General features: G+C 64.1%; 13 protein-coding genes. 7 read left to right on the top strand and 6 right to left on the bottom strand.

Annotated features, from left to right (window positions below; all coding sequences use genetic code 11):
* Positions 1-113: 113 nt before the first annotated feature.
* Positions 114-3716, top strand: a complete 3603-nt coding sequence (locus LOY69_RS12920; RefSeq protein WP_170003067.1) for a transporter substrate-binding domain-containing protein — start codon at positions 114-116, stop codon at positions 3714-3716.
* Positions 3717-3787: 71 nt separating this feature from the next.
* Here LOY69_RS12920 and LOY69_RS12915 read toward each other — a convergent pair whose 3' ends face one another.
* Complete coding sequence (locus LOY69_RS12915; RefSeq protein WP_265074680.1) at positions 3788-4537, bottom strand: ArsR/SmtB family transcription factor; 750 nt, start codon at positions 4535-4537, stop codon at positions 3788-3790.
* 81 nt (positions 4538-4618) lie between these two features.
* Between LOY69_RS12915 and LOY69_RS12910 the strand changes: the two genes are divergently transcribed.
* Positions 4619-5752, top strand: a complete 1134-nt coding sequence (locus LOY69_RS12910; protein WP_265074679.1) for a cytochrome P450 — start codon at positions 4619-4621, stop codon at positions 5750-5752.
* An 82-nt stretch (positions 5753-5834) separates the two neighbouring features.
* Complete coding sequence (locus tag LOY69_RS12905; RefSeq protein ID WP_102879809.1) at positions 5835-6329, top strand: DUF1543 domain-containing protein; 495 nt, start codon at positions 5835-5837, stop codon at positions 6327-6329.
* A gap of 2 nt (positions 6330-6331) precedes the next feature.
* Here LOY69_RS12905 and LOY69_RS12900 read toward each other — a convergent pair whose 3' ends face one another.
* Positions 6332-7291, bottom strand: a complete 960-nt coding sequence (locus LOY69_RS12900) for a LysR substrate-binding domain-containing protein (protein WP_265074678.1) — start codon at positions 7289-7291, stop codon at positions 6332-6334.
* 120 nt (positions 7292-7411) lie between these two features.
* Between LOY69_RS12900 and LOY69_RS12895 the strand changes: the two genes are divergently transcribed.
* Both LOY69_RS12895 and LOY69_RS12890 read left to right on the top strand, forming a co-directional pair.
* Positions 7412-8050, top strand: a complete 639-nt coding sequence (locus tag LOY69_RS12895) for a LysE family translocator (RefSeq protein ID WP_265074889.1) — start codon at positions 7412-7414, stop codon at positions 8048-8050.
* Positions 8051-8209: 159 nt separating this feature from the next.
* Positions 8210-9232, top strand: coding sequence for a sensor domain-containing diguanylate cyclase (locus LOY69_RS12890; protein ID WP_110595772.1), 1023 nt, complete (start codon positions 8210-8212; stop codon positions 9230-9232).
* Positions 9233-9247: 15 nt separating this feature from the next.
* Here the strand turns inward: LOY69_RS12890 and LOY69_RS12885 are convergent, their stop codons facing one another.
* The 4 genes from LOY69_RS12885 to LOY69_RS12870 all read right to left on the bottom strand — a co-directional run bounded on the left by LOY69_RS12885 (position 9248) and on the right by LOY69_RS12870 (position 10996).
* Positions 9248-9670 carry an NUDIX hydrolase gene (locus LOY69_RS12885; protein ID WP_110653453.1) on the bottom strand — a complete coding sequence of 141 codons (423 nt, stop codon included), beginning with the start codon at positions 9668-9670 and terminating at the stop codon, positions 9248-9250.
* Positions 9671-9701: 31 nt separating this feature from the next.
* Entirely contained in the window at positions 9702-10040 is a 339-nt protein-coding gene (locus LOY69_RS12880; protein WP_060843293.1) for an FKBP-type peptidyl-prolyl cis-trans isomerase, read from the bottom strand.
* A 76-nt stretch (positions 10041-10116) separates the two neighbouring features.
* On the bottom strand, positions 10117-10524 hold the full coding sequence (locus LOY69_RS12875; RefSeq protein ID WP_102880088.1) for an Imm10 family immunity protein: 408 nt from the start codon (positions 10522-10524) through the stop codon (positions 10117-10119).
* A 22-nt stretch (positions 10525-10546) separates the two neighbouring features.
* A complete protein-coding gene (locus LOY69_RS12870; protein ID WP_265074677.1) occupies positions 10547-10996 on the bottom strand; it encodes a DUF4265 domain-containing protein in 450 nt (149 codons plus the stop codon).
* A 170-nt stretch (positions 10997-11166) separates the two neighbouring features.
* On the opposite strand from LOY69_RS12870, the gene LOY69_RS12865 reads away from it, so the two are divergent.
* The gene (locus LOY69_RS12865) at positions 11167-11766 is read left to right on the top strand and encodes a LemA family protein (protein WP_102879815.1); all 600 of its coding nucleotides are present in this window, start codon (positions 11167-11169) and stop codon (positions 11764-11766) included.
* A gap of 27 nt (positions 11767-11793) precedes the next feature.
* Positions 11794-12705, top strand: coding sequence for a M48 family metalloprotease (locus tag LOY69_RS12860; RefSeq protein WP_265074676.1), 912 nt, complete (start codon positions 11794-11796; stop codon positions 12703-12705).
* Positions 12706-12806 lie beyond the last annotated feature (101 nt).

Genomic DNA, 12806 nt, shown 5'->3' with positions numbered 1-12806 from the left:
CTTGATCTATATTGATATCCAGCATTGACGATCAGCCCTTGTGCGGCGGTCAACTCAGCCAGCCCAGTTCCTCCTCGACTCATCCTTGTGCCGTTCTTCGATCAGGAGCCCCGATGCCCCGCTTCCTCCTGCCAACGCTGATATGGCTGGCATGTTTTCCCGCCTTGGGAGACACCGCAACTCCCTTGCAACTGCTCAACTATGAATCACCCCACCACCATGAATTGTCCTTGACCAACGATGATTGGCAATGGCTGCGCAACAAGCGCGAACTGGTGCTGGGCACCTCGCAGCAGAACCTGCCACCGCTGGAGATGGTCAACGAGTCCAGGGAATACGAAGGCATCACCGCAGACTACATCGGCCTGCTGGCGGACGCTCTGAGGGTGAAGATCAGCGTCCGCGCCTATGACAACCGCGAACAGGTCTTCAAGGCCCTGGCCAAGGGTGAGATCGACTTCATGGGCAGCGTGACACCGGTCGATGCCCAGCAACGTCAGCTCCTGCGCAGCCAACGCTACCTGGTCAATCGCCCGACGCTGGTGGCCCGCCTCGGGGACTCTCCATCACTGAAAAACGGCTTGCAGGGACGCCGCCTGGCCATTTCCCTGGACACCATCAGCCTGCCCGTTGCCCAGGCCATGTACCCCAAGGCACAGATCGAAGGCTACGACAACACGGATGCCGCCATGGCCGCCGTGGCCTTCGGTGATGCCGATGTGCTGCTCAGCGATGCGGTCTCGGCGCAGTTCCTGATCTCGCGCAACTACAGCGACTACCTGCGGATCATCTATAGCGGCCCCGCGAGCATCCCGGGTTTCGCCTTCGCCGTGAACCCGGACAACCAGCAGTTGCAACGCCTGATCGACAGTGCACTGCAAGCGATCCACAAGGAACAGGACATCAGCATCCGCAATCGCTGGGGCGACCGCCTGCTGCTGAGCATGGAAAAAACCGATCTCACGGCCGACGAACAACGCTGGATCAAAAACAACCCCGTGGTGCGCATCGGCATTCACCGCTATCTGCCACCGATGTCCTACTTCGACGCCGAGGGCAATTACCTGGGGATTACCTCCGACCTGCTGGCCATGCTGGAGACCAAGACCGGGCTGAGTTTCGAGATCGATGCCATGCCCAGCTTCACGGACCTCAACAACGCCGTACGCGAGGGCCGGGTGCAGATGGTGGCCGATCGAGCCCGCAACCCCGAGCGCGAAGGCTACTTGCAATTCACCCGCCCCTACCTGGTCGGGCCCTACATGTTGATCACTCGCGACGCTCCCGATGCGCCGAAAACCCTGGAAGAAATGGCCGGCAAGACCCTGCTGATCGGCAGCGGCCATGCCCTGGTGCCGCTGCTGCGCCAGCGCTATCCACAGATCCGGATCAAAGAAGTACAAACCAACTTCGAAGCCCTGGCTCTGCTGCGCGATCACAAGGGCGATGCTGCGGTGCAAGCGGAAATCGCTGTCAGTTTCAACTTGCCGCGCATCAAGCAAGACCAGCTCAAGGTCCGATCGGCCCTGAACCTGCCGCTGCTGAACGAATCCTTCGGCGTGCGCAGGGACCAACTGGAGCTGTTCAGCATCATCGACAAGTCCTTGCGCAGCATTTCTCCCGACGCCATTACCGAGCTCAATAATCGTTGGCGCTCCAAGGCCGCTGTCGTCCCCCCTTCCTGGCGCGACTACCGCACCACCCTCTACCTGGCGGGTGCCGTCTCCGTGCTGTTGCTGCTGATCGCCCTGGCCTGGGGCTATGCCATGCGCCGCCAGGTCAGCCAGCGCGAACGGGCCGAGCATGCGCTCAACGATCAAATGCGCTTCATGGACGCGCTGATCAACGGCACGCCGAATCCGATCTACGTGCGCGACCTCGAGCGGCGCCTGGTGATCTGCAATGACAGCTATCTCAAGACCATGGGCACCGATCGCGAGAGCGTGTTGGGCAGCAACCTCGAACAGTTGGCGGTGCCCGAAGCCAGTCTGTTCGCTAAAGATTTCCAAAGCATCCTCGACGGTGGCCCGCCGCTGCTGATCGACCGCACCGTCCATATCCGCGGGCAGCGGACGCAGATCTACCACTGGATGCTGCCCTATCGAAATGCCCAGGGCGAAATCCTCGGCATCATCGGCGGCTGGCTGGACATCAGTGAGCGCCAGCAACTGCTGGACGAGCTGACCCAGGCCAAGAACGACGCCGACAAGGCCAACCGCGCCAAGACCACCTTCCTGGCCACCATGAGCCATGAGATCCGTACCCCCATGAGCGCGGTCATCGGCATGCTGGAACTGGCCCTCAAGCGTGCCGACCAGGGCCAGCTCGACCGCAGCTCGATCGAGGTGGCCTACAGCTCGGCCCAGGGCCTGCTGGAGTTGATCGGCGACATCCTGGACATCGCCCGGATCGAAAGCGGACGCCTGAGCCTGAGCCCCGAACGGGCCAACCTGCGGGATCTGGTGGAGTCGGTGTTCCGGGTCTTCGATGGCCTGGCCCGGCAAAAGGGCCTGCGCCTGGAGCTGGATCTGGACAGCAGCGTCAATGGCGACGTGCTGGTGGACCCATTGCGCTTCAAGCAGGTGCTGTCGAATCTGCTGAGCAATGCGATCAAGTTCACCGAACACGGCGGGGTGCAGATCCGTTTGCAGGCCGAGGGTGACGATGCGCAACTTTTGCCCCTGCTGCTGACCGTCAAGGACACCGGGATCGGCATCGATCCCGACGACCAGCAACGGCTGTTCCAGCCCTTCAGCCAGGTGCCAGGGCAACATCAGAACGCCCGCTCGGGCACCGGACTGGGGCTGGTGATCTGCCGCACGCTCTGCGAAATGATGGGCGGCCAACTGCGTCTGGAGAGCCAGCCGGGCGTCGGCACCCTGGCCCGAGTGCAGGTGCAGTTGAATCGCCTCGACCCACTGCCCGATGCACCGCCTGCTGTAACGCAAGCCACCCCGTCGGTCGCCGCCAGGGCACCGCTGCATATCCTGGTGGTGGACGACAGCCAGGCCAATCGCCAACTGCTGTGCGAGCAACTGCGCTTCCTGGACTATTCATTGAGCCAGGCGCAGAACGGCGCCGAAGCCTACAAGGTCTGGCAGCGGGAAACCTTCGACGTGGTGATCACCGACTGCAACATGCCGGTGCTGAACGGCTATGAGCTGACCCGACAAATCCGTGTTGCCGAACAGATCCAGGGCCGGCCACCGGTGCAGATCTTCGGCTTTACCGCCAACGTCCAACCCGAAGAGGAACAGCGTTGCCGGGACGCCGGCATGAATGGATGCATCTTCAAGCCCATTGCCCTGCCGGAACTGGACCGCCGTCTGCGAGAACTGCCCGCCCTGCCCCGCTTGCAACTCAAGGCCAACAGTGAGCGCTTCGACATCCAGCAACTGGACCACCTCACCGGCGGCAACCCAGCCTCCATTCAGCGGGTGCTCAAAGGCTTGCACCAGAGCAACCAGCAGGACTTGAAGCAGATCCGCGGGTTGCTGGCCAACCCCGACAATAAAGGCGTGACCGACCTGGCTCACCGTATCCGCGGCGCGGCGCGGATCATCAATGCCCAGGCCCTGATCGATGAATGCGAATACCTGGAGAAGGCCTGCCGCGAAGGCGCGAATGCCGGCCAGATCAAGACGGCATTGACGCGATTGGAGCAGGCCATGGTGGGGCTGGATCGTGACTTGCTGGAGTCCGTGGTGCCCGATTGAGCAGCCCTGGCATCAGCTGATCGCACACTCGGGCACCGCACCAGAGCTCCTTACCGCCCAGCCGCCGGGGTTCAGGCCCCCAGGCTTTGCAGCTCCAGACTGGCCGATGCCGACAACGGCTTGGATGGCTGAATCAAGGCGATACCGAAATACTTGCTGATGTAGCGCCCGCCGGTGCCGGTCAGGGTCAGCGCTCGGCTGTCCACATCCTGCCTCAGCCATTTGCGCTGCAACAGCACCCGCAGCAGCGCCGCCCCCAAGGCGCCCGCCAGGTGCGGACTGCGCATGCTCCAGTCCAGGCACGGACAGGCCAGGCTTCGGCGCAGCCTGCTCAGCTCGACCACGTCGATGCCCAGGCCGCGGAAGAACTCGACACCACTGTCACTGACCCGGTAGTCCTCGCCCTCCTCTCCCATCAGCAACCAGCCGGCTTCCAGCATCCGGTCGTGCAACTGCACCCCCAGGGTGCCCGCCAGGTGGTCGTAGCAAGTGCGGGCAAATTGCAGGCGGTCCGGGGTACGCGGGGTGAAGGTACTGCCCTGGCCGATCACCATCAGGGCCTCCAGGGCCTGGGCCACCAGCGGATCGCCGAGGCCGTAGTAACGGTGCCGCCCCTGGATCTGCACCCGCAGCAGGCCGGCGTCCCTGAGCTTGGCCAGGTGGGCACTGGCGGTGGAAGTGCTGACCTCGGCAATCGCCGCCAGCTCGGTGCTGGTACGGGCGTGGCCATCCATCAGCGCACACAGCATCCGGGTACGGGCCGGCTCGGCGATGGCCGCCGCCACGTTGGATACCCCCAGGTCGTTCTGCACTACATTCATATTTCGCTCCATGACGAATCGTGTCTTCGAAAAGATGAGGATAGTAGCAACCTGGATATCTGCCCAACAAAGAGACAAATCATGGACCCGATCAGCGCTGCCACCCACTTTGCCCCCTACGATTTCTATTACGCCCGCCTGCGTGCCCGGGGAGGCCTGACCTACGATTCAGCGCTGGGCCTATGGGTCGCCAGCAGCGCCGCCGCAGTGGCGGCGGTGCTGAACCACCCCGCCTGCCGTGTCCGACCGCCCCAGGAACCGGTGCCCCGGGCCATCGCCGGGCGGCCTGCCGGGGACGTGTTTGCGCGCTTGATGCGGATGAACGATGGCCTGCGCCACGGCTGTCCCCGTGCAGCCATGGCGGCGCCGCTGCAGCAGCTGGGCGCCATCGACCTGCAGCCCTGGCTGGCACAGTGGCGCCCTGCCCTGAGCGCCCCCCAAGGCGCCAACGATCTGCAACGCTGGCAGTGGCGCCTGCCGGTGGCACTGCTGGCAGGACTGCTGGGAATAGCCGCCGAGCGGCGCGAAGACCTGGCCCGACGCACCGGCGAATTCGTTGCCTGCCTCTCCCCCTTGAGCAACGCAGAACAGCTGCAGGCCGCCGACTCAGCGGCGCAGCACTTGATCCAACAGATGCAGGCATTGCTTGATGCGCCGCAACACAGCCCGTTCCTGAGGGCGATCCTCGAGCGCAGCCAGGGCCTTGCCCCAGAGGATCTGCAGGCCAACCTGCTGGGCCTGCTGGCACAAACCCACGACGCCTGCGCCGGGCTGATCGGCAACAGCCTGATCGCCCTGCTGGCGGAGCCGTCACTGTGCCAGCGCCTGTCCCATGACCCGGACCGGCTCAGTGCCTGGCTGCTCCAACGCCAGCGCCTGGACCCGCCGGTGCAGAACACCCGGCGGTTCGTCGCCACGGCTTGCACCCTGCTGGGCGTGGACCTGCAAGCCGGCGAGACGGTGCTGGTGCTGTTGGCGGCGGCCAACCACGACCCGGCCCTGGCCGCGGTCACCGGCTGCGATCCGGCATACCAGGGGTTCAGTTTTGGCAGCGGCACGCACCGCTGTCCCGGCCAGGGCCTGGCGCTGAATATCGTCCAGAGTTTGCTGCAGCAGCTGCTGCGCTCGCCGGGGCTGAGCACCCTGGCGCTAGACTGGAATTACCTGCCTTCGGTCAACGGCCGCCTGCCGCTGTTCACCGATGCCGCCGGATAACCGGCAAGCGCCTTGGCAGTCTCCGCGCGCTTGAGGTAAAAGGTGCCCCACTGCCAAAACCGATCCTGGAAAAGGAACAACAATGCTGTTTGTGGTGATGCTGGGGGGAAAACACCCCAGAGCGAAAATTGAAGTCCACGATGTCCAGTTCGTGGTCGCCGAGCGTCTCGAAGCCGCCTACCCGCAACTGCGCGAAGGCTGGTTCGGCAGCCCGGCGGGCTTGCACATCGACGCCTGGATGCAGGTCGACGGGGTCGAGGACTGCAAGGTCGAACTCAGCCCCCTGGCACCGCAGCCGGGTGCACCACGCCTGTACTTCCTGAACCTGGGCGGTTACGAAGCGGCGGCCTTTGGCGAGGCCCACAGCTACCTGCTGGTGGTGGCCCGGGACAAGGCCGAAGCCAAGGCCAAAGGCAAACGGCAGATGCTGGCCCACTGGCACAAATCCCACACCGATGCCTTGCTGGACGTGGACGACTGCCTGCCGATCGACCTGCTGGAGGGCCGTTATGTGCACCTGGTGCCCGGCCCGCACCGGGGCATCGTGCAGCGCAACGACTACATCCTCCTCAACTGAGTTCAAGACGGCCGGTGACCGCCCCCCAGCACCCGGTAGTCCAGTTCGAGATCGCTGATATCCAGCACCTGGCTCAATAGAAACGCCCGCAACCGGGCGATGTGCTCCTGGCGTGGACTGTCGCGCAGCCACACCAGGTAATAGCCGTCCCCTGAGGCCACCGCGCTGGGGAACGGCAGGCTGATCCGCCCCAGGCGAATGTCCTGCGCCACCAGATGCAGGTCGCCAATCGACAGGCCGTGCCCGGCCATGGCAGCGCAGATCGCCTGGTCCAGGGTGTCGAAGACATTGCCCCGCTCCAGCCGCACCTGCTCCAGCAACGCCCGGTCCTGCGGTGCTTGTGCCTGCAGCCAGCGGCGCCAGTCGCGACGGTCCGCCGAAGGATGGATCAGCTCGGCGTCCTTGAGCCGCTCCAGGGACCAGGGCGGTCCGTCCGCGGGCTCGGGTGGGCCGATGGGAATCAGCCACTCATCGAACAGCTTGCAGGCCTCGATCCCGGCGCCAAAGTGTCCGTTGCCCAGGAGAATCGCGCAGTCGTAGGGCTCGGCGTAAAAATCCACATGGTCGAAGTCCATCCAGACACTGGCCAGTTGCACCGCCAGCGCCGGCTGTTGCCCCTTGAGAGCCTCCAGAACCCGCAGCAGCCAGCGCATGGTCAGGGTCGAAGGCGCCTTGAGACGCAACTGGCCGGTGTTGGCCCGCAGCGGCAGGCAGGCATCCTCGATGATCCGAAAGCCCACCTTGAGCTCCCGGGCCAGGCGCTGTCCGGCTTCGGTAAGCACCAGCCTGGGGCCGTGGCGCTCGAACAGGCGACAGCCGAACTGACTTTCCAGGGTACGGATATGCCGGCTGATGGCGCTTTGGGTCAGGGACAGTTCCTCGGCGGCCCGGGTAAAGGAGCTGGAACGGGCGGCCACTTCAAAGGCCCGCAACGCGTAGAGCGGCGGCAAGGATTCGACCATCGACAGGCACCAACAATGATTAAAACTCATAGTAGGTCATAGCTTTTTGCGTTTTTCAATGCAGCTCAAAGCCGCCAAGCTGCGGCCTTGCACATGACTTGAAAGGCGTTATTCGTGGACCTGAACCTGTCGCTATTGTTGGCCTATGCACTCAGCGTACTGATGCTGGTGGCCACCCCGGGGCCGGTGGTGGCCCTGATCGTCAACACCAGCATGAACGCCGGCCCGCGCCAGGCCGTGTTGACGGCCCTGGGCACCAACGCCGCCTCACTGCTGCTGGCGCTGCTGGCGGTGCTGATGCTGACCACCGGCCTGGCGCTGGACCCGCGCCTGATCGGCTGGGTCAGTCTGCTGGGCTGTTGCTTCATCGGCTGGCTGGGCGTGCAAGGACTGCGGGAGGTGTTTGGCCCGGCACCCGTGGCGGCAGCGCCACGCGCTGACCAGGGCCGCCAGGGCCTGGCCAGCGGTTTCCTGGTGGGGATCGGCAACCCCAAGGACATCGTGTTCTTTGCCTCCTTCTTCCCCCAGTTCATCCAGGTCACCCGCTCCTTGCAACACAGTGCGCTGCTGCTGACGCTGGTCTGGGTGCTGGTGGATTTTGCCGTGCTGGGGGCTTACATCCTGGTGGCGCGTCAGGGTTTCTCGCTGAAGTACAAACGCCTGGTGACCGGCATTTCCAGCCTGGCGCTGTTACTGGTGGCTCTGCTGGGCCTGGGCTACGCCGTGCTGGAACTGAGCAATGCCGTCGCCCAGCGGTGACGCGTGACTGTGCCCCGGGCATTCGTAGCCCGTGGCGACATTGTGGAAAAACCGCTCGCCAGCCGATAAAAATCTCCTGTGGGAAGCACGCCATGAATTAACATAGCCAAGTGCTATCCACCCCTCAGGACCACCCTCTTCCATGCTGTCCAGAATCCGATGATTGCTGTCTGGCCCCTGCTGTGTCTGTCCCTGTTGCTGGCCCTGCTGGCGTTGTGGCTGTTGCGCCGCGAACGCCGCGCCCAGGCCCAGTTGCGCGTCTATCGCAAACTCGCCGAAGGCGTGCCCGACGATGCCGAGCGCTTCAAGCGCAGCCAGTACTTCGCACGCATCGGCACCTGGGACTGGGAAGTGGACACCCAGCGGCTGTACTGGTCGGAAGCCATCTACGGCATGTTCGGCTTCAAGGTCGGCGAAGTGGTGCCCTCCTACGAACTCTTCTGCTCCTGCGTGCATCCGGACGATCGCGAACGGGTCCGCGCCGGTGAGTTGCGCTGCCTGGAAACCGGCGAGAACCACGATGAGGAATACCGCGTGGTGTGGCCCGACGGCAGCATCCACTGGCTGCGGGAAACCGGCAACGTGGTGAAGAACGTGCACGACACCACCATCAAGATGATGGGGGTGGTGCGGGACATTACCGATGAGAAAGTCTCCACCAGCCAGTTGCAGCAACTGGCGCATTTCGATCCGCTGACCGGCCTGCCCAATCGCCTGATGCTGGAACAGCGCCTGTCCCGGGCCCTGGAGCAGGCGCGTCACAATCAGACCCGGGTGGCCCTGGTGTTCGTCGACCTCAACGGTTTCAAGGCGATCAACGACCAGTACGGCCACGCTGCCGGCGACCGGGTCCTGAGCGCCACGGCCCGGCGCCTGCAAGGCATCCTGCGCACCAGCGACACCGTAGCGCGGATCGGCGGCGACGAATTCGTGGTGATTCTGGAGGGGCTGTCCCCGGGGCTCGACCTGGAGGAAGAAGCCCGGCGCATCGGCGAAAAGATCTTCAATGAACTGTCGCCTCCAGTGGAGGTGGACAGCCATCGCCACAGCATCGGCAGCAGCCTGGGCGTGGCGGTGTTTCCCGACCATGCCGGGCGCATGGACCAGTTGCTGCACGTCGCCGACCTGGCGATGTACGAGGCCAAACGCAGCGGCAACAACCAGTACCGCCTGGGGCAGTAATACCGCCAGCCTTGCCTAGGCGTCGCGGCCCGCGCCCAGCAAGCGCTCCTGCAGCAAGCCCAGGGCCGCTTGAAACAGCGGGTGCCATTGGGCCGACGGCGGGCTGGCCAGGGGATGCCAGAAAAACTCGAACTGATGGCCGCCATCATCCGCAGTGAAATGGGTCCAGCTCTCGGGCAGTGGCACCCGCACCCGGCACTCATGGAAGGCCCACACCTGGCCAGAAAACCCCGAGTGCCAAAGCCCGAGAAAGCGGCTTTCCTCGGCCTGGACGCCAGCCTCTTCCGCCAGCTCGCGGACCGCCGCAGCGGCCGTCGACTCTCCCGCCTCCACCGTGCCCTTGACCAGTTGCAGACCGGCCAGCGGGTGGCGAAAGGCCAAGACCTCAAGTTCAGTGGTGTGGCGCAGCACCACCGGGCAAGCCTTGTTGGCGGGCATCGACCTCGCTTGTGCAGTTCGCGCCTGCACCTCAATCGTCACGGGTCAGCACTTCCAGCAACTCGATCTCGAAGATCAGGTTCGAGTTGGGCGGGATCGCCCCCATGCTGCGCTCGCCGTAGCCCAGGTGCGCCGGCACCAGCAGTTTGCGCTTGCCGCCCACTTGCATGCCCATCAGGCCCTGGTCCCACCCCTTGATCACCCGCCCGGTGCCGATCACGCACTGGAACGGCTTGCCGCGATCGTAGGAGGAATCGAAGCTGCTGCCGTCCTCCAGAAAGCCCCGGTACTGGGTGGTGATCAAAGCGCCCTTGACCACCGCCTTGCCGTCGCCCAGCTGGATATCGATCACCTGCAATTGGTCACTCATGCTTCACTCCCGTTCAAACATTGCCCCGACACGGGACTGCGGCGCGCTTTTTCGCAGAATTGCCGCTGCTTGGCAATCACTGCGCTGCAGCCGCCCCGTGCTGGACCTGGACCGCTGTGTCGGTGCCCAGAAACATCTCGCCGAACGCCGCCTCGACCTCCTCGACGCTGGCCAGCCCGGCATCCCAGCTGACTTCAAGGTTGGGCAAGGCACGGCACCAGTCCAGGGTGCTGGAAAAGTGCAGGGTCAAATGCCCCGGCGCCAATTGCAGGCGCTCGATACCACCGTAGCCGGCCACGTCCTGCCCGCCCAGTTCTACATAGTAGGTGTCCATGCCCAGTTGCCGATCCTGCTCGTCAACGCATTCGGCACGCTGCAGCAGCAGGTAATGCCCTGGCTGTTGCCCATCGTCGGCAAAGCCCAGTATCCGGACCTCGTCCTCAGTGCAGGCACTGTAGGTGGTTGCATGAAACTTCAGGCTCATCAGCATCTGCTCCTTTTAACGCTCACTGGCGCAACAACCCGGACTCATAGTCCAGCCAATCCTGTTCAAAGCATGCCTGCAGGTAGTCCAGCACGCTGTCCAGCAGCACCGAGGCCGGCACATTGATTGAGTAGAAGGCCTTGCTCATGCCCTCCCAACGGCAGCCCAGGGCATTGATCCGTTCCAGCACCTCGGACGTCCGGGCCCGGCCGGTTTCAAAAAACACCAGGCGCAGCGTGCTGTTGCCACTGCTGCGTTCGATCTGCTTGAACCACTTCAAGCCATCGTCCTGCACCTGGACTGCGACGTCGTCCTCGTAACAGACATCCGGGGAATAGAAGGGAATATTGGCGACTCGGTACAGACCGTCAGGCTGCTGTTGCGCCCAGACCCCTTCGCTGGCGACCGGTGGATAGTCGTCGACCACCGTCAACCTGAGCATGATCTTGTCCATCACCTGTCCCTGGTTCATTGAATAAAAAGCGCCCGCCCGACCTGGAGGCCGGCGAACGCCGAGCGCTTTTTCGCAGAATTGCCGGCCCGTGGCAATCCTTGAATGGCAGTGTGGCAAAGGTCTGTCACTGCCCGGGACGTTTCCGTTAACATGGCCGCCCTCACGCCCCACCCCGATAAGGACATCCCATGGCCACCGCCGATATCGTCGCCCTGGTGCTGCTCGCCGCTCTGGCGCTGTACCTGGTCAGTCTCTACAACCGTCTGACGACCCGGCGCAATCGCCTGCGCAATGCCTTCGCCCAGATAGAAGTGCAACTCAAGCGCCGCTACGACCTGATTCCCAACCTGCTGGAGACCGTCAAAGGCTACCTGCAGCACGAGCGCCAGACCCTGACCGCCCTGGCCGAGGCCCGCAACAGTGCCCGGGACAGCCTGCAAGCCGCCGCCGCGCAACCCGGCGACAGCGCGCGCATCGCCCGCCTGGGCCAGGACCAGGGTGCCCTGGACCAGGTCCTCGACCGCCTGCACCTGAGCCTGGAGGCTTACCCGGAACTCAAGGCCTCGCAGAACATGGCGCAGCTCAGCGAAGAACTGACCAGCACCGAGAACAAGGTCGCCTACGCGCGCCAGGCCTTCAACGACGCCGTGACCGACTACAACCTGTGCAAGCAACAAGTGCCGGCGCTGTTTTTCGCCGGGCTGTTCGGCCATCGCGCCGATGCCGCCCTGCTGCAATTCGCCGACAGCGCGCAGATCCAAGACGCCAGCAAAGTGTCCTTTCAATAACCCCGCCGCCTGCCCCCGGAAGCTTGCATGAAGTTCTTTCAACACCAGGCCCGTGCCCGGCGCCACACCCTCAAACTGCTGCTGTTGATGACCCTGGCGGTGACCACCCTGGTCAGCCTCAGCAGCCTGGGGCTGGGCCTGTTGTGGCGCGAGCTGAATCAGCAGTACGGCCAGCCCAAGGTACTGAACTGGACCGTGGTCGCGGTCATAGCAGTGCTCATGCTCGTGGTGGTGGTGCTGGGCAGTTGGTACAAGACCTGGCGCCTGCGGGCCGGCGGCAAGGTGATCGCCGAGCACCTGGGTGGACGCCTGATCAACGACTCGCCACGGGGCAGCGAAGAACAGCGCCTGCTCAATATCGTCGAGGAAATGGCCCTGGCCTCGGGCGCCACCCTGCCGGCCGTGTATGTACTGCCGGAAGACGCGATCAATGCCTTCGCCGCCGGACTGACCCCGCAGCAGGCGGTACTCGGAATCACTCGCGGTGCCCTCATCCATCTGGACCGCGACGAATTGCAGGGCATGGTCGCCCATGAGTTCAGCCACATTTACAACGGCGACATGCGCCTCAATACCCGCCTACTGGCAGTGATCCACGGCCTGCTGGTGTTCAGCCTGGCGGGCATCGCGGTGCTGCGCCAGGCTGAAAAGCAGCACCTGGGCAGCGACCGCCACCGCTTCTTCTGGCAGATCATCTTCGCCGTGCTGGGCCTGGCCCTGCTGGTCTTCGGCTCCCTGGGCAGCTTGCTGGGCAATATGATCAAGGCCGCCATCTGCCGCCAGCGCGAGTTTCTCGCCGATGCCTCGGCGGTGCAGTTCACCCGCAACCCCCAGGGCATTGCCGGCGCCCTGAAAAGATCGGCGGCAGCAGCGCCGGTTCACGCCTGCGCGCCTTTGCCGCCGCGCAGTACAGCCACCTGTATTTCCACCAGGGGGTGAAACTGCGCCTGGAACGCCTGTTCGCCACCCACCCGCCGCTGGCCGCACGCATCCAGCGCCTGGACCCGCAGTGGGATGGGCGCTTCAAGCCGCTGTAAATG

It is taken from the genome of Pseudomonas sp. B21-059, from assembly GCF_026016285.1.
In the GTDB taxonomy this organism is placed as follows: Bacteria; Pseudomonadota; Gammaproteobacteria; order Pseudomonadales; family Pseudomonadaceae; genus Aquipseudomonas; species Aquipseudomonas danubii.
Note: the sequence above shows the minus strand (reverse complement) of the source record. Positions and strands in the feature narration are given on the sequence as shown.